We start from the raw sequence: 17,224 nt of genomic DNA, 5'->3' as shown, positions 1-17,224 counted from the left end.
ACAGCGCGCCGGCCAGCCCGCCCGCCCAGGCGGTACGCAGCGCGCGCGGCAGCCGGGGCCGCGGGCGCTCCTCGACACTCCCGTCGACCAGCACGGCCCCGGCGCAGCGGTCCGGGTGCAGCCGGGCGAACGCCTCGGCGTGGAAGCCGGCGAGCGAGTGGCCGACGACGGTGGCGGGGCCGAAGTGGCCGAGCGCGTCCAGGAGATGGGCGATCCGGTCCGCCTCTGCGGCGAGGGTGGGCGGCGCGGGCGCCGGGGCGCTGAGGCCGAGACCGGGGCGGTCGAAGCGGACGACGGTGCGGTGCGGGGCGAGCAGCGCGGCGACCGCGTCCCAGTCGAACCACGCCATGCCAAGGCCGCCGCTGAGGACACAGACGGGGCCGCTGCCCTCGGTCAGCACATGCAGCGGTACTCCGTCGACGCGCAGAAAGCGGCCGGGGGTGGGCAGCGGGCGCGGGGTTCGGCTCATCGGTCTCCTTCTCGTGGCTTCGGGTGCGAGGACGGCTTCGGGGACAGTTTCGGGTGCGGGGACGCCGGCGGGGCGGGCGGCACCGGCCGTACGGCGGGCTCCGCAGCGTCCGTCCGTCCCGACCGCGCCACACAGCCCGCGAGCAGCACGACATAGAGAGCCACCAGCAGGACCTGCAGACGCTGTCCGGCGCCGAGGGCCCAGGTGCCCTGACCTGCGGTGAAGGCCGCGACGGAGGCCAGCGTCCAGATCGTTGCGGCGAGTTCGGCCAGTACCAGCGGCGGTCCGAGGCGGCCGAGCGCCGGCCATCGGTCGTAGCGCCGGGCGGCGAAGGTCAGCAGGACCAGCGCGGCGAGCGCGCCGATCATGGCGCAGGAGCTGCTGAGGGCGTGCGCGGTGTGGGTGGCCGGCACCAGGCCCGCGGTCTCCCGGGCCGCGCACGCCGGGTCGCTGGTCGGCGCGCAGCTCAGCGGCAGCCGGGAGTCGACGGCGGTGGCGGCGCCGAAGAGCGCCAGCGCGGCCCAGCCGGCCGTCGTCCACGGTCTGCGTTCCAGGGTCAGCAGTGCGGACACCGCACCGGCGAGTACGAGCAGCCCGGCGATCAGATCGGTGGCGCGGAAGAGCCCGCCGAGCGGCTGGTCGGCGGCGGCCAGTTCGCTGACGTACGCCTGCACCGGGTCGAGGCCGGTGGCGACCACCAGCTCCAGCACCCACGCGGTGTACGCGAGGGCGCCGAGCAGCAGCAGGACGGCGGCCGCCCGGTGGCGGGCGGCGGCGGGAGGGCGGGTACGGGTCACGGACATCCAGGTGTTCGGGTGGACCCGGCCCGCCGCGCGGCAATCCCCGGCTGTCGCCGGGGGTGCCCCCGCGCAGGCCGTTGGCGCGGGTAGGCCAAGGATAGGCGGGTGGTCGGGGGCGGGCCGGGCCGGCGGCACCCCGTTCGGCGGCCACCGCTGGAGGCCCATACCCCTCGGGGGTAGGGTGCGTGGGGCGGCCGTCATGACGTCCGCCGGTTCGTCGTTCCGTCGAGAGGTTCGCGATGCGGGAACAGGGCAAGGCCGCCGCGTGGTGCGGCCGGCTGCTGCTGTTCACCGCGCTGATCGCCGGCATCGTCACCCTGCATACGTCCGGGCACCCGATGGCCGGACACGGCGGGCACGACACCCGCGCCGTTCTCTGTGTCTGGGCGCTCGCCCTCCTGGCCCTCCTCGGCGCCGGCACGCTGACCGGGCGCCCGGAGACCGGCCTGCTCGCGGCGGTGCGCGCACATCTGCCGCACGGCCGGTGGCAGATATCCGCGCCGCCGCGCCTCATACTCCTCGCCCGACTGTCGGTGCTGCGCGTGTAGGAGCGCGCCCCGCCGCCGACGCCCACCGGAGTCCGCGGCAGCGCCGCCCTCACACCGACCCTCGCTCACCACCGACATCGTCACGAGGTGCTTCTCCCATGCGTACGCACTCCCGCCGCGCCCTGCTCGGCGCGGGTATCGCCGTCGCCGGCAGCGGTCTGCTGACCGCCTGTGCCACCGGCGCATCCGGCTCCGGCCGGCAGGCCGGCCCGGACGGCAAGAACGTCATGGACCACTCCCACGACTCCGGCGACGTGCCGCCCGGCTATGTCTCCCCCGACGGCCCGGAGGTCGCCGAGACCGAGCGCAAGCGGGGCGCGGGCCCTGTGCGCCACTACTCGCTGACCGCCGCCGAGACCCGGCTCGACCTGGGCGGCCGTACCGTTCGGACCTGGGCGTACGGCGACGAACTGCCCGGCAAGGAGCTGCGGATCACGGCGGGCGACAGAATGGCGCTGACCCTCGCCAACCACCTTCCGCAGTCCACGACCCTGCACTGGCACGGGCTGGCCGTGCGCAACGACATGGACGGCGTACCGGGCCTGACCCAGCGGTCCGTCAAGCCCGGCGCCACCTTCGACTACCACTTCGCGGTCACCGACCCCGGTACGCACTGGGTGCACCCGCACTACGGCGTGCAGCTGGACCGCGGGCTCTACACGGCGCTCATCGTCGAGGACCCCAGGGAGCCGCTCTCGTACGACCAGGAGTGGGTCGTCATGATCGACGACTGGCTCGACGGGATCGACGACAGCACACCCGACGCGGTGCTGACCGAGCTGCACCACGGCAGGAACCACCATGGCATGGGCCACGAGGACATGGACGACGGTCCGCGAACGAGGGGCGGCGGCGGAACGACCCATGGCGCGCACGGCAAGGGCGGACAAGCCGCGGCGCCCTCCGACGGCCCGTCGCGGGTGCTGAAGGACGCCAGGAGCAGGCTGCTGCGCGGCATCGCGGGCGATGTGGACCACCCGTACCACCTGATCAACGGCCGTACCGCCGAGGACCCGCAGACCTTCCGCGCCAGGCCCGGAGACCGCATCCGGATCCGGTTCATCAACGCGGGCAGCGACACCTGCTACCGCGTCGCGCTCGGCGGCCACCGGATGACCGTGACACACACCGACGGCCGCCCCGTCGAGCACGCCACGACCGATGCGCTGCTGATCGGCATGAGCGAACGCTATGACGTCATGGTCACGGTCAAGGACGGCGTCTTTCCGCTCACCGCGCTCGCCGAGGGCAAGAATCGCACCGCGCTGGCCCTGCTGCGCACCGGAAGCGGCGAGGCGCCCGGCCCGTCGGTGCGCCCCAAGCGGCTGTTCGGCAAGTTGGTGACCGCGGACCGGCTCAGGGCCGCCGAGTCGGTACGGGCCGTGTCCCGCCGGCCCGACCGCACCATCGACATGACGCTCACCGGCTCCATGAAGAGGTTCGACTGGTCGATCAACCGGGATCCGTACTCGTCGTCGCAGCGGTACCCGGTCGAGGCCGGTGAGCGGGTCCGGATCATCTTCCGCAACCACTCCAGGATGTGGCACCCGATGCATGTGCACGGGCATACCTTCGCGCTGCCGGACGGCGGCCCCCGCAAGGACACCATGATGGTGCTGCCCGGCCGCAGGATCGCGGTCGACTTCGACGCCAACAACCCCGGGCTGTGGATGGTCCACTGCCACAACCTCTACCACTCGGAGTCGGGGATGATGACGGTCATGGGCTACCGGAAGACGTGACCCGGCACGGGGCGTGACGGGCGGCCCGCAAGGGGATTCGGGCCGCCCGTCACGCCGCCGTTCACGTCCGTCCGTAACGCCTCCGAAGCACCGTCGACACCTCTTCGACCCCCCATTGCGTCAGAAAGACGATTACACTGGCGGGGTGCCTCAACTTCGTCTCGCCCTCAATCAGATCGATTCCTGTGTCGGCGATCTCGCCCAGAACGCCGAGACGATCGTGCACTGGACCCGGCACGCCGCCGACCAGGGCGCACACCTCGTCGCGTTCCCCGAGATGGCGCTGACCGGCTATCCCGTCGAGGACCTCGCACTGCGCCCGTCCTTCGTCGAGGCGAGCCGCACCGCGCTGCGGGCGCTGGCCGGCCGGCTGGACGAGCAGGGCCTGGGCGACCTCCCGGTGATCGTCGGCTATCTCGACCGCGGTGAGCAGGCCACACCCCGCTACGGACGGCCCGCGGGCGCCCCCCAGAACGCCGCCGCCGTGCTGCACCGCGGCGATGTCGCCCTGTCCTTCGCCAAGCACCACCTTCCCAACTACGGCGTCTTCGACGAGTTCCGCTACTTCGTCCCCGGCGACACCCTGCCCGTCGTACGGGTGCACGGCGTGGATGTCGCGCTCGCCATCTGCGAGGACCTGTGGCAGGACGGCGGCCGGGTGCCGGCGACCCGCAGTGCGGGCGCCGGGCTGCTGCTGTCCATCAACGCCTCGCCGTACGAGCGGGACAAGGACGACACCCGGCTGGAGCTGGTCCGCAAGCGGGCGCAGGAGGCCGGCTGCACCACCGCGTATCTGGCGATGATCGGTGGCCAGGACGATCTGGTCTTCGACGGTGACTCGATCGTCGTCGACAAGGACGGCGGGGTGATCGCGCGGGCCCCGCAGTTCGCGGAGGGCTGCGTACTGGTCGATCTGGAACTGCCCGCCGCCCCGCCCGTGCCGCCCGCCGGCGTGCTCGACGACGGACTGCGCGCCGCCCACCTCACCCTCACCTCCGAGCCGCTGCCGCCCTACGTCCCCGAGACGCTCGGCGGCGAGGCCGAACGCCTCACGGACATCGAGGAGATCTACACCGCGCTGGTCGTCGGCCTGCGCGCGTATGTAGCCAAGAACGGCTTCCGCAGCGTAGTGCTCGGCCTCTCCGGCGGGATCGACTCCGCGCTGGTCGCCGCCCTCGCCTGCGACGCCCTGGGCGCGGGCCAGGTGCACGCGGTGGCGATGCCCTCGCGCTATTCGTCCGAGCACTCACTCACCGACGCCGCCGAACTCGCCCGCCGTACGGGCCTGTCCTTCCGCACGGTGCCGATCGGCCCGATGTTCGACGCCTATATGCAGGCGCTGCCCCTCACCGGCCTCGCCGAGGAGAACCTCCAGTCGCGGCTGCGCGGAACGACCTTGATGGCGATCTCCAACCAGGAGGGCCACCTGGTCCTCGCCCCCGGCAACAAGTCCGAGCTGGCCTGCGGCTATTCGACCCTCTACGGCGACTCGGTGGGCGGCTACGGCCCCATCAAGGACGTCTACAAATCGGTCGTCTACGAGCTGGCCCGCTGGCGCAACCAGGCCGCCGCCGACCGCGGCCGGACCCCGCCGATCCCGGAGAACACCCTCACCAAACCGCCGAGCGCCGAACTCCGCCCCGGCCAGGTCGACACCGACTCGCTCCCCGACTACGACATCCTGGACCGCATCCTGGAGCTGTACGTCGACCGCGACCGCGGCCTGGCGGACATCGTCGACCAGGGCTTCGACGAGGAACTGGTCGCGCGGGTGGTGCGGATGGTCGACACGGCCGAGTACAAGAGGCGCCAGTACCCGCCGGGCACCAAGATCTCCGCCAAGGGCTTCGGCAAGGACCGGCGGCTCCCGATCACCAATCGCTGGCGGGAGACGCCGGGCCGCGCCTAGCACGCAGGGGCGGTCCCGACCCGTCGGGCCGCGCGGGGGTCAGCCCAGGTGTTCCCCGGCGGGCACCCCCGCTTCGACGGGCGCGGCGGTCCGCGGCTCCGGGTCCGCCTCCCCGCCGCGGGCCACGATCCGGGACGTGTCGTGGGTGGTGCGGTCCAGGAGTCCGGCGACGACGGCGACGGCCAGGCCGAGGGCTGCCAGGACGGCGCCGACCAGGGTCGGGGAGGTCCAGCCCCAGCCGGCCGCCAGGGCCAGGCCGCCGACCCAGGCGCCGCCGGCGTTGGCGAGGTTGAAGGCGGACTGGTTGGAGGCGGCGGCCAGCGTCGGGGCCTGCTGGGCCTTGTTCATGACCAGCATCTGGAGGGGCGTGGTGGTCAGGAAGCCGACCGCGCCGATCACGACGACGGTGACCAGGGCCGCCCATTTCACCTGGGCGGTGAAGTGGAAGGCGGTCAGGACGAGGGCCAGGGCGGCCAGCGAGCCGTACAGGGTCGGGCGCAGCGCCCGGTCGGTGAGCGGGCCCGCGGCGAGCGCGCCGAGGGTCATACCGATGCCGAAGAGGGCGAGGACCAGCGGGACCGAGCCCGCCGCGAAGCCGGTGACCTCAGCCATCATCGACGCGAGGTAGCTGTAGACGGCGAAGATCCCGGCGAAGCCGAAGACGGTGGTCAGGAGGCCGAGGAGCACCTGACGGTTGCCCAGCGCCCGCAGCTCGCGCCCCAGGCCACTGCGTTCCTCGGCCGGCAGCGGGGGGATCAGCCGGGCGAGGGAGGCCATCGCCACCAGGCCGATGGCGGCCACGATGAGGAACGTGGAACGCCAGCCGAGCTGCTGGCCGAGGAGCGTCGCGGCGGGGACGCCGATGATGTTGGCGATGGTCAGGCCGAGGAACATCGTGGCGACCGCGCGGGCCTGCCGGCCCTCGCGCACCAGCCGGGCGGCGACCACCGCGCCGACGCCGAAGAACGCGCCGTGCGGGAGACCGGCCAGCAGCCGGCCGGCGATCAGCAGGCCGAAGGTGGGGGCCAGGGCGGAGGCGAGGTTGCCGACCGTGAAGACGCCCATCAGCAGGACCAGCATCCGCTTGCGCGGGATCCGGGAGCCGAGGGCGGTCAGGAGCGGGGCGCCGATGACGACGCCGAGAGCGTAGGCGGAGACGAGGTAGCCGGCGGTGGGCACGGAGGTGCCCAGATCGTCCGCGACATTGGGCAGCAGGCCCATCATCACGAATTCCGTGGTGCCGATACCGAAGGCCGAGATCGCGAGCGCGAGCAGAGCCAAGGGCATGAAAGACCTTTCGAGGGTTGTGCGTGCGGGCGGGCAGGCACGCAGTCAGCGGACCGTAAGCCTTTTAAGTTCGCTTACGGAACAAAGTCTCTCAGGTCCAGTATTCCGGCGCGGGAACGGGGCGTTACAAGCCCGCGTCAGATCTTCACCGACGCGGCGACCGGAAGATGGTCACTGCCGGTCGACGGCATCACCCAGGCCTTGACCGGGTCCATCCCCTTCATCATGATCTGGTCGATCCGGGCCATCGGGAACGCCGCCGGCCAGCTGAAGCCGAAGCCGTCGCCCGCCGCGCCCTGGGCGGAGCGCATCTGGGAGGTGACCGGGGCCAGCGAGCGGTCGTTCATGGTGCCGTTGAGGTCGCCGAGCAGCATGACCTTCTTCACCGGGTCGGCGGCGATCGCCTCGCCCAGCGCCTCGGCGCTGCCGTCACGCTGATTGGCGGTGAAGCCCGCCTCGACCTTGACCCGTACCGACGGCAGATGCGCGACATAGACGGCGAACTTCTGGCCGTCGGCGGCGGTGACGGTGGCGCGCAGCGCGCGGGTCCAGCCCATCTTGATGTCGACCGGTGCCGCGCCGGACAGCGGGCGCTTGCTCCACAGACCGACGGTGCCCTGCACCGTGTGGTACGGGTACGCCTTCGCCAGCCCCTGCCGGTAGGTCGGCAACGCGTCGCCGGTCAGCTCCTCCAGGGCCACCACATCGGCGCCGGACGCCACGATGTCCCGGGCGGTGGCCGCCGGGTCGGGGTTGTCGGCGTTGACATTGTGTGTGGCGACGGTGAGATTGCCGCCGGTGCCGGCCTTGTCGGTGATCTGACCGGCGAAGAGATTGAGCCAGGCGAAGGCCGGCAGCACCAGCGCGATGAGCGCGGTCGCCGAGCGGCGCAGCACCGCGATGACGAGCAGCAGCGGGACGGCCAGCCCCAGCCACGGCAGGAAGGTCTCCAGCAGACTGCCCAGATTTCCCACGGCGTTGGGGATCTGGGCGTGCAGCAGCATCAGCAGCCCGAGGAGTACGGCGAGCACCGCGAGCACGATGCCGCGCCGCCACATCCCCTCCGGACACCACCAGTTCCGCAGGCGTTCGGCCCGGGAACCGGCCCGCGTGGGGTCCTGCCCCTGTCCCGGCTCCGTCATGTATGCCTGCGCCATTCCGCTGTCCTCACTGCCATGCTCCGGTGCGCCTCACCTGTGGTCCTCGACCCTAGGCGATGGTCCGTAATGCGCTTTCTTAGAAGTGAGGACGGCGCGGTGGCGGGTCGGGGTTCCGGTCCTGGGGTTCGTGACAACGGCTGTGACAGAACGGGCATGATCCGGTCATACGGCGTCCGGCCGGGCGGCGAGTGCCGCACGCCCCAACACGCCGGAGCAGCAGCGGTGTTCAGCCCGCCGCGCTTCCCGCCCGGGGCCGTACGCCTTCCAGGACCATGTCGACGATGTCCTCGGCGAGCCCCTCGGGGAGTTCTTTCCACTCGTGGAGGAGGGCGCGGGCCAGCATCGGGCCGATGAAGAGGTCGGCGAGGGTTTCCAGATCGTGGTCGGCGCGGATCTCGCCGTTCGCCACACCCCGCCGCAGCACGGCGAGCAGCGCCTCGTGACGGGCCCGTACGACGGCGTTGTGGTACTCCGCCCACAGCTCGGGCTGCGCCTGGACATGGCTGACGACGGTGCGCAGCAGCGCGGAGCTGCGCTTGGCCAGTCCGCGCCGGCGCAGGAATTCCAGCAGTGCGACCAGGTCGTCGCGTACCGAGTCGCCGGCCGGCGGCGGGCCCTGGACGTCGAGCGAGCGCATGACGTCGAGCATCAGCGCGCTCTTGCCGGACCAGCGGCGGTAGATGGTGGCCTTGCCGACGCCGGCCTCGCGGGCGATGCGCTCCATGGACAACTCGCCTATGGAGACACCGTTCTCGATCAGCCGCAGCACGGCCTCGATGATGGCGGAGTCGGCCGCGGCGCTGCGCGGCCGGCCGCGGCGCTCGGCGGTCACCGGACCCGGCCCCGCCTCGGCCGCCGCCACCTCGGAGTCCTCCGCCGCCCGGCTCATCGCTCCACGCCCGCCCTTCGCTCCTCCCGCGGCTCCGCAGACCGCGGCGTCGGCCCCATTTTGCCGGGCAGGAATGCCAGGACCACCACGGCACCGATCAACGAGACGGCGGCCGAGCCGATGGCGGTGACGTGTATGGCGTGGAGGAAGGCGCCGTCGGCGGCGGCGACCAGCGGCCGGCCGGCCGGGCCCATCCGGTCCGCGAGGCCGAGGGTCGCCTCGATGGACTCGCCGGCCGCGTGCCGGGCGGCGGCCGGCACACCGGGCAGGCGCTCCAGTGTGTCCTGGATGCCGTCGCGGTAGGTGGTGGACAGCAGCGAGCCGAGGACGGCGACGCCGAGGGTGCCGCCGACCTGCCGGAAGACGTTGTTGAGCGCCGAGCCGGAGCCGGCCTTCTCAAGCGGCAGCGACTGCATGATCGCGACGGTGACCGGCGGCATGATGTGCGCCATGGCGGCGCCCTCCAGGAAGAACAGCACCTCCATGACCCAGATCGGGGTTTCGGTGTCCAGCAGCAGCAGTCCCACCATGGTGGCGGCCACCATCACCATGCTGAAGGTGCACACCGCGCGGGCGCCGTAGCGGTCCACGGCGAGCCGGGCCCTCGGCGCGAAGATCATCTGCGCCACGGCCAGCGGCAGGATCAGCAGACCGGCCTCCAGCGGGCTGTAGCCGCGCACGCTCTGGACGTAGAAGACGATGAAGAACGTGACGCCCATGAGGGCGAAGAAGGCCAGGGCGATGGCGGCGATCGCGGCGGAGAAGGCGGGCTTGCGGAAGTAGCCGATGTCGATCGACGGATGGTCGCTGCGCTTTTGGTGCACCACGAACCCGGCGAGCACCACCAGGCCGCCCGCGATCGCGCCGGCCACCTGCGGGTCGGTGAAGTCGGCGAGCTGGCCGCCCTTGATGATCCCGTAGACCAGCAGGACCAGGCCGACGACCGACAGCAGCACCCCGCCCGGGTCCATCCGGCCGGGGCTGGGGTCCTTGGAGTCGGGCACCAGGATCAGCATCGCGACCAGGGCGAGCAGCACGATCGGGACGTTGATGAGGAAGACCGAGCCCCACCAGAAGCGGTCGAGCAGCAGCCCGCCGGCGATCGGGCCGATCGCGATGGCCAGGCCCACGCCGCCGGCCCAGATGCCGATCGCCCTGGGCTGCTCCTCGCGTTCGAAGACGTTCATCAAGATGGCGAGGGTGGCCGGCATGACGAAGGCGCCGCCCAGGCCCATGACGGCGCGGAAGGCGATCAGCTGGGCGGGCGACGCGGAGACCGCCGCGAGCACCGATCCGGCGCCGAACACCGCCAGGCCGAAGAGCAGCACCTTCTTGCGGCCCAGCCGGTCGCCGAGCAGGCCGGAGGTGAACAGCAGCCCGGCGAAGACCAGGGTGTAGGAGTTGATCGCCCACTCCAGCTCACTCTGGGTGGCACCGAGGCCGTCGGGGACCGGCGTGGCGATCGTCTTCATGGCGACGTTCAGGATGGAGTTGTCCAGCACCACGATCAGCAGGCTGAGCATGAGGGTGTACAGGATCGCCCAGCGGCGGCGGTGGATGCGCTCGGGTACGTGCCGGGCGGCTGGTTCGCCCGCAGCGGTGGACGAGGGGGGTGAGGTGGCCATGGCGGCACCATAGACGCTTTAACGATACGGACCCGTTCCGTATCGATAAAGACTCGGCCGAGTCCCCCGCCGCACCGGCAAACGGGTGAACCGCGCCCCCCTCCCCCACCGCTCTGCCCGCGGGCACCCCGCCCATGAATGCGCGCGCCATGGCCACTTACCCCCTCCTCCCCTTTTCCTTTGTGCAGGGGCCGTGCCAGCATGGAGGGGAGTCCGGGGACGCCGTCAGGGTGCCTCGAGATGATGAACAGGAGCCGTCACCATGACGCAGCTTTCGCCTGCCCAGAAGTCTGTGCCGAAGACCCTGTACGGGGGCACGAGTTCGCGCCGGATCACCGTCCGCGACATCGCCGCCGCCAAGGAGCGCGGCGAGAAGTGGCCGATGCTCACCGCCTACGACGCGATGACCGCCTCCGTCTTCGACGAGGCCGGGATCCCCGTACTGCTCGTCGGCGACTCGATGGGCAACTGCCACCTCGGCTACGAAACGACCGTACCGGTCACCATGGACGAGATCGCCATCCTGGCCGCGGCGGTCGTCCGGGGCACCAAGCGCACCCTGGTCGTCGGCGATCTGCCCTTCGGCGCGTACCAGGAAGGGCCGGTCCAGGCGCTCCGCAACGCCACCCGGCTGGTCAAGGAAGCGGGAGTGGGCGCCGTCAAGCTGGAGGGCGGTGAGCGCTCGGCCGACCAGGTGGAGCTGCTGGTCTCGTCCGGTATTCCGGTGATGGCGCATGTCGGGCTGACCCCGCAGTCGGTCAACGCCTTCGGCGGCTACCCCGTCCAGGGCCGCGGCGAGGAGGCCGCCCAGCAGCTGCTGCGGGACGCGAAGGCCGTGCAGGACGCGGGCGCGTTCGCGGTCGTCCTGGAGGCCGTGCCGGCCGAGCTCGCCGCCGAGGTCACCCGTTCACTGCACATCCCGACCGTCGGCATCGGCGCGGGCCTGGACTGCGACGCCCAGGTGCTGGTGTGGACCGACATGGCCGGCATGACCGCCGGCCGGGTGCCGAAGTTCGTCAAGCAGTACCTCCAGCTGCGTGAGCTGCTCGGCGGCGCGGCCAAGGCCTTCGCCGAGGACGTCATCGGCGGCACGTTCCCGGCCGAGGAGCACACCTTCCACTAGGCGGCACCTTGCGGCGGGCCCGCCGGTGGTGCGGGCCCGCCTGCGAAGCGGCTCGTCAGCGGCGGCCGGAACACAGCGTTCCGGCCGCCGTTGCACAGGCGGACCGACGGGCCTGCCGGTCGGCCTGCCGGTCGTATCGGTGGCGCTGTCGGTGGCCTGTCGGTGCGTTGTCGGTGGCGGCTGGCACCTTTGGGGGCATGACGCGAAAGACGATAACCACCAGGGGCGGAAACGCCGTGGAGGTGCGCGGTCTGGTCAAGCACTTCGGCGACGTCAGGGCCGTCGACGGGGTGGACCTGGACGTGAAGGAAGGCACCGTACTCGGCGTGCTCGGCCCCAATGGCGCGGGCAAGACGACGCTCGTACGCTGCCTGTCCACCCTCCTGGTGCCGGACGCCGGCAGCGCCGTCGTGGCCGGCTTCGATGTGGTGCGCCAGCCCCGCGCACTGCGCCGCACGATCGGCCTGACCGGGCAGTACGCCTCGGTCGACGAAAAGCTCTCCGGCTGGGAGAACCTCTACATGATCGGGCGGCTGCTCGATCTGTCCCGCAAGGACGCCCGCGGCCGCGCGGACGAGATGCTGGAGCGGTTCTCGCTGACCGAGGCCGCCAAGCGGCCCGCGGCCAAGTACTCCGGCGGTATGCGCCGCCGGCTCGACCTCGCCGCCTCGATGATCGGCCGGCCGGCGGTCCTCTATCTGGACGAGCCGACCACCGGCCTGGACCCCCGCACTCGTAACGAGGTGTGGGAGGAGGTCCAGCGGATGGTGCGCGAGGGCGCCACGGTCCTGCTGACCACGCAGTACATGGAAGAGGCCGAGCAACTGGCGAATGAACTGACGGTGATCGACCGCGGCCGGGTGATCGCCGAGGGCCGGGTCGACGAGCTGAAGGCCAAGGTCGGCGGGCGGACGCTGCAGATCCGGCCGTCGGAGCCCGGCGAGCTGGACCGGATGGTGGGCGCCATCGCGCAGGCCGGTCTGGACGGCATCGCCGGTGCCACCGCTGACCACGACGGGGGTGTGGTCAACGTACCGATCATCAGCGATGAGCAGCTGACCGCGGTGGTCAGCGTGCTCGGCCAGCGGGGCTTCTCGCTCGCCGGGATATCCACCCATCTGCCCAGCCTCGACGAGGTGTTCCTGGCCATCACGGGCCAGAAGACCTCCGAGGCAGCGGCTTCGGAAGACGCTTCGGACCAGCAGTACGCGGAGGTATCGGCATGAGTGCCGCAACGTTGACGGCGCCCCGCGTAAAGCCCGGCGCCGACGAGGGCCGGATCGGCATCCGCGCCAATCTGCGGCACATCGGCGCCCTGGTGCGGCGCAACGCCATGCAGATCAAGCACGACCCGGAGTCGATGTTCGACGCCCTGCTGATGCCCATCATCTTCATCCTGCTGTTCGTGTACGTCTTCGGCGGCGCGATGTTCGGCCCGGGCAACCAGCAGAAGTATGTCCAGTATCTGGTGCCCGGCATGATGGCGATGATGGGCATGAACATCGCCATGGCGGTGGGCACGGGCGTCAACGAGGACTTCCGCAAGGGCGTCATGGACCGCTTCCGGACCATGCCGATAGCCCGGTCCTCGGTCCTGATAGCCAAGATCGTCGTCGAGGTCGGCCGGATGCTGATCGCCACCGCGATCCTGCTCGGTATGGGCTTTCTGCTGGGCCTGAAGATCGAGGGCGGTATCCCCGCGTTCCTCGGCGCGATCGTGCTGTCCACGGTCTTCGGCGCCGCCCTGATGTGGATCTTCATCCTGCTGGGGCTCACGCTGAAGACTCCGCAGGCGGTGCAGGGCATGGCGATGCTGGTGCTGATGCCGCTCCAGTTCGGCTCGTCGATCTTCGCGCCGACGAAGACGATGCCCGGCTGGCTGGAGGGGTTCACCAGCATCAACCCGCTCTCCAACCTCGCGGACGCGGCCCGCGCCCTGATCAAGGGCCAGGGCGCGGTGGCACACCCGACGCTGATCACCCTGGCCTGGGCGGTCGCCATCACGGCCATCACCATGCCGCTCGCGGTCCGCAAGTTCCGCAACAAGACCTGACGCGCGTCCCGCGGGGGACTTCCCCGCGGGACAACCTTCGCCCGGCTCGCGTCAGATGAGGGCGGTGGCCTCTTCGAGGGAGAGACCACCGCCTTCGGCGTACCCGGCTTCGTACACGGCATCGCCGACCAGCGCCCGCGCGGCCGCCTCGGTACGGGTCCGGTCGTCGCGGATGATCAGCGCCGGGACATGGCTGGTCGCCCGCAGCGCGTCGTACGCACCCACCAGACGCGCCGCGTCCCGGCCCCCCGACTCGCCTCGTACGGCCATCAACACCCGTGCGCCGGTGAGGAGTTGGACCACCGGCAGATCCGGGGCGACCATCTGGGCCAGGGAGTCCTGCATCAGCTCCAAGGCCGCCCGGAACCTCGGCAGCAGGCCCTCGCTGTGCCCCTCTTCCAGATCCAGTGAGATCAGCGACGACTCCAGGAGCCCGGCGAACAGATCCGGGGCGCGCGGGGTGAACAGCTCCTGCACCGTGTGCAGTTCCGCGCGCGCCTCCTGAAGCCGCCCCGTCATCGTCAGCTGCATTGCCAGTATCATCCGCGCGAACGGCTCGGTGTCCCGGCCGCTGTTGCCCTTCGCGGCATCGGCCAGCACCTCGCGCAGCATCCGCTCGCCGGTCTCCGGCCGGCCGTCCTCGATCAGCACCGAGCCCAGCCGGCAGCGCAGCAGCAGGGTCTGGCCGTGGGCGCCCAGCTCCTCGGCGTGCACCATCGCGGCCTGGTAGTCGCGCGCCGCGAGCGCGTACTCACCGCGCTTCTCATGGGTTTCGCCGCGCCCCGACAGCGCCTCGGCGGCCCCCCAGGCGTCGCCGAGCCGCAGGAAGATCCGCAGCGCCTCGTCGGCGTCGCGGCCCGCCTGAGCCAGCCCGTCGCGGAGATCGTTGTAGATCTTGGAGCGCAGTTGCAGGATGTAGGCCAGCTCCCATTCGTAGCCGAAGTCGCGGCAGGCGCGCACCGCGCTGTCGACGAGCTCCGCCAGTTCCTCGAACCGCCCGGTGAGCAGCACCGCGTAGTACCACAGCACCCCGGGCACCTTGCAGGTCTGGGGCATACCGATGCGGTAGACGGCGAGCATCCCGGCCAGCTCCTCCTGCATCTGGGGATGGCGCAGCGCCTCGATATCGCTGTCCATGCTGGAGAGCGCGACCAGCCGGACCTCGCGGCGGGCCTCCGCCAGCTGCTCGGGGTCCATCGGCGGCGGCCTGTCGATGGGCCGCTCGGGCAGATCGGGGGCCGGTTCGAGGGGCGGCAGGAAGGGGTTGGGGCCGAGCGTCCCGGCCGCCGTCGCCCAGTGGCGGGCCTCGCTGCGGTGATCGCGCAGCGACCAGAACCACTGCAGGGACAGCACCAGACACAGCACCTCGTGCTCGTCGCGGGCGGCGAGGGCGCGGCGCAGCGCGGTGCGCAGATTGTCGTGCTCCAGCTCCAGCCGGTCCATACAGGGGCGCTGGCCGGGGCCGCGCAGCAACGGGTCGGAGGTACGGGCCAGTTCGCGGTAGGCGACGAGATGGCGGCGCTCGGCAGCGGCCCGCTCGCCCGCCTCGTCCAGCCGCTCGGCGGCGTACTCCCCCACGGTCTCCAGCAGCCGGTAGCGCATCTGCCGCCCGGTGCAAGCACCGGCTCCACCGGAGCGGCTGTCGCCGCGCCCCTCGCTGGCCGGCGCCGCCACCACCAGCGACTTGTCGATCAGCGAGCCGAGCAGCCCGGCCACCTCGCGCCCGTCGACGCCGTCGCCCGCGCACACCTCTTCGGCCGCGGCCAGATCGCAGCCGCCGGCGAAGACGGACAGCCGGCGCAGCACGGCCCGTTCGGGCTCGTCGGTCAGGTCCCAGGACCAGTCCACCACCGCGCGCAGCGTCTGCTGCCGGGGCAGCAGGGTCCGGCTGCCGCTGGTCAGCAGCCGGAAACGGTCGTCGAGCCGGTCGGCGAGCTGCCGCGGCGAGAGCAACCGCAGCCGGGCGGCGGCGAGTTCGACGGCGAGCGGCAGCCCGTCCAGCCGGCGGCAGATCTCGGTGCAGGCCGCTGCGGTTTCCTCGTCGGCGTCGATCCGGAAGCCGGGGCGGGCGGCGGCCCCGCGGTCGGCGAGCAGCCGCAGCGCGACCGGGTCGGGCAGCGGCCCGACCGGCCGCAGCACCTCGCCCGGTACGGCCAGCGGCTCGCGGCTGGTGGCCAGCACCGTTACGCCCGGGCAGTCGGTCAGCAGCCGCTCGGCGAGCTCGGCGGCGGCGCCGATCACATGCTCGCAGTTGTCGAGGACGAGCAGCATCCGGCGTCCCGCGCAGTGCTCGGCGAGCCGGGCGAGCGGGTCCAGGGCGGTCGGGTCGGCGGCGGCGCGCAGCCCCTCGGCGGTGCTGCCGCGGACGACGGTCTCGCGGGCGCCGAGCGCGGTCAGCACCGCCTCGGGCACGGTCTGCGGATCGTCCACCGGCGCCAGCTCAGCCAGCCATACGCCGTGCGGCCAGGCGTCCGGCAGCGCGGCCGCCGCGGCCTCGGCGCCCTCCTGCGACAGCCGCGTCTTGCCGGCGCCGCCGGGGCCCAGCAGCGTCACCAGCCGGTGCTCGGCCAGATCGGCGCGGAGCGCCGCCAGATCGGCGTCCCGCCCGACGAAGGAGGTGAGCCGGGCGCGGAGGTTTCCGGGGCGGGCGGGGGCGACGGGGGCCGCGGGGGCGGAGCCGTGCAGTGCCTGCGCGGCGTGGGGGTCGTACGAGGCGTGCGGGTCGTACGGGACGTGCTGGTCGTACGGGACGTGCGGGGCGTACGCGTTCGCGGTGTGGTGCGCGGCGGGGACGGCGGCCGTGGCGCCGGCCGAGGTCGGCGGACGAGGCGGCGAGGGCTCCGGCACCGGCCGCAGCAGCTCCGCGTGCAGGGCGCGCAGCTCGGGGCCCGGGTCGGCGCCTAGGCGGTCGGCGAGGCCGGTGCGTATCTCCTCGTAGGCCGCCAGCGCCTCCGCCGTACGGCCCGCGGCGCGCAGCGCACGCAGCCGCAGGGCCTGGAAGGACTCGTCGAGGGGGTGGGCCTGGCACAGCGCGAGCAGGGTGGGCAGCGCCTGGGCGGCCCGGCCGAGCACGAGGTCGGCGGCGAGACGGGTGCGCTGGGCGTCCAGCCGGCGGCTTTCGGCACGGGCCGCCTCGGCGCCCGCGTCCGGGAGGTCGGCGAGGGCCGGGCCGCGCCAGAGCGCCAGCGCATCGTCGAGCAGGGCGGCGGCGCGGGCCGGATCCGCGTCGGCGAGCGCCCGGCCGCCCTCCGCCACGAGCCGTTCGAAGCGGTGCAGATCGACCGCGTCGGGCTCGGCGCACAGCCGGTAGCCGCCGTCGGCCGAGGCGACCGCGGTACGGCCCAGGGCACGGCGCAGCCGGCCGACCAGCGCCTGTAGCGCACCGGCCGCGTCGGCGGGCGGGTCCATGCCCCAGATGTCCGCGATCAGCACGTCCGGGGACAGCGCCCGGCCGGGGCGCAGCGCAAGGGCGGCGAGCAGCGCGCGCAGGCGTGCGCCGCCGAGGGCGACGGGGGTGCCGTCGGCCCGGTCGGCCTGGGTGGTGCCGAGAATTCCGTAGCGCACCGGGTCATTGTCGTCGAAGGCCGGAACTCCGGGGCCACCGCGCTTCGTTTCGCGA

13 protein-coding genes are annotated in these 17,224 nt (G+C 72.4%); 6 read left to right on the top strand and 7 right to left on the bottom strand.

Annotation, left to right across the window (positions count from 1 at the left end):
• The coding region (locus DY245_RS28770) for an alpha/beta fold hydrolase (RefSeq protein ID WP_128510143.1) at nt 1-469 on the bottom strand (469 nt) is incomplete at its 3' end.
• Nucleotides 466-1,272: a DUF998 domain-containing protein gene (locus DY245_RS28765; protein WP_128510142.1), complete on the bottom strand. Its 807-nt coding sequence runs from the start codon at nt 1,270-1,272 to the stop codon at nt 466-468. The genes DY245_RS28770 and DY245_RS28765, both read right to left, overlap by 4 nt.
• A gap of 236 nt (nt 1,273-1,508) precedes the next feature.
• Between DY245_RS28765 and DY245_RS28760 the strand changes: the two genes are divergently transcribed.
• From DY245_RS28760 to DY245_RS28750, 3 genes are all read left to right on the top strand, one after another.
• Nucleotides 1,509-1,817 carry a hypothetical protein gene (locus DY245_RS28760; RefSeq protein ID WP_128510141.1) on the top strand — a complete coding sequence of 103 codons (309 nt, stop codon included), beginning with the start codon at nt 1,509-1,511 and terminating at the stop codon, nt 1,815-1,817.
• Nucleotides 1,818-1,915: 98 nt separating this feature from the next.
• Nucleotides 1,916-3,559 carry a multicopper oxidase family protein gene (locus DY245_RS28755; protein ID WP_128510140.1) on the top strand — a complete coding sequence of 548 codons (1,644 nt, stop codon included), beginning with the start codon at nt 1,916-1,918 and terminating at the stop codon, nt 3,557-3,559.
• Nucleotides 3,560-3,704: 145 nt separating this feature from the next.
• Entirely contained in the window at nt 3,705-5,468 is a 1,764-nt protein-coding gene (locus DY245_RS28750; protein WP_128510139.1) for an NAD+ synthase, read from the top strand.
• Nucleotides 5,469-5,507: 39 nt separating this feature from the next.
• Here the strand turns inward: DY245_RS28750 and DY245_RS28745 are convergent, their stop codons facing one another.
• The 4 genes from DY245_RS28745 to DY245_RS28730 form a co-directional block, all read right to left on the bottom strand.
• Nucleotides 5,508-6,755 (bottom strand): MFS transporter, encoded by a 1,248-nt coding sequence (locus DY245_RS28745; RefSeq protein WP_128510138.1) that lies wholly within the window; start codon nt 6,753-6,755, stop codon nt 5,508-5,510.
• 137 nt (nt 6,756-6,892) lie between these two features.
• Entirely contained in the window at nt 6,893-7,897 is a 1,005-nt protein-coding gene (locus DY245_RS28740; protein ID WP_425329450.1) for an endonuclease/exonuclease/phosphatase family protein, read from the bottom strand.
• A gap of 244 nt (nt 7,898-8,141) precedes the next feature.
• The gene (locus DY245_RS28735) at nt 8,142-8,804 is read right to left on the bottom strand and encodes a TetR/AcrR family transcriptional regulator (protein ID WP_128510136.1); all 663 of its coding nucleotides are present in this window, start codon (nt 8,802-8,804) and stop codon (nt 8,142-8,144) included.
• Nucleotides 8,801-10,429: an MFS transporter gene (locus DY245_RS28730; RefSeq protein ID WP_128510135.1), complete on the bottom strand. Its 1,629-nt coding sequence runs from the start codon at nt 10,427-10,429 to the stop codon at nt 8,801-8,803. The genes DY245_RS28735 and DY245_RS28730 overlap by 4 nt, the downstream gene beginning before the upstream one ends.
• Nucleotides 10,430-10,691: 262 nt before the next feature.
• On the opposite strand from DY245_RS28730, the gene panB reads away from it, so the two are divergent.
• The 3 genes from panB to DY245_RS28715 all read left to right on the top strand — a co-directional run bounded on the left by panB (nt 10,692) and on the right by DY245_RS28715 (nt 13,605).
• Nucleotides 10,692-11,552, top strand: a complete 861-nt coding sequence (gene panB, locus DY245_RS28725) for a 3-methyl-2-oxobutanoate hydroxymethyltransferase (protein WP_128510134.1) — start codon at nt 10,692-10,694, stop codon at nt 11,550-11,552.
• Nucleotides 11,553-11,749: 197 nt separating this feature from the next.
• Nucleotides 11,750-12,778 (top strand): ATP-binding cassette domain-containing protein, encoded by a 1,029-nt coding sequence (locus tag DY245_RS28720; protein WP_128510133.1) that lies wholly within the window; start codon nt 11,750-11,752, stop codon nt 12,776-12,778.
• The gene (locus DY245_RS28715; RefSeq protein ID WP_128510132.1) at nt 12,775-13,605 is read left to right on the top strand and encodes an ABC transporter permease; all 831 of its coding nucleotides are present in this window, start codon (nt 12,775-12,777) and stop codon (nt 13,603-13,605) included. The genes DY245_RS28720 and DY245_RS28715 overlap by 4 nt, the downstream gene beginning before the upstream one ends.
• Nucleotides 13,606-13,656: 51 nt before the next feature.
• Here DY245_RS28715 and DY245_RS28710 read toward each other — a convergent pair whose 3' ends face one another.
• On the bottom strand, nt 13,657-17,169 hold the full coding sequence (locus DY245_RS28710) for an AfsR/SARP family transcriptional regulator (RefSeq protein ID WP_128510131.1): 3,513 nt from the start codon (nt 17,167-17,169) through the stop codon (nt 13,657-13,659).
• Nucleotides 17,170-17,224 lie beyond the last annotated feature (55 nt).

The sequence above is a fragment of the Streptomyces inhibens genome (genome assembly GCF_003389455.1).
Classification (GTDB): Bacteria; Actinomycetota; Actinomycetes; order Streptomycetales; family Streptomycetaceae; genus Streptomyces; species Streptomyces inhibens.
This window is presented reverse-complemented; position numbering and strand designations above follow the sequence as displayed.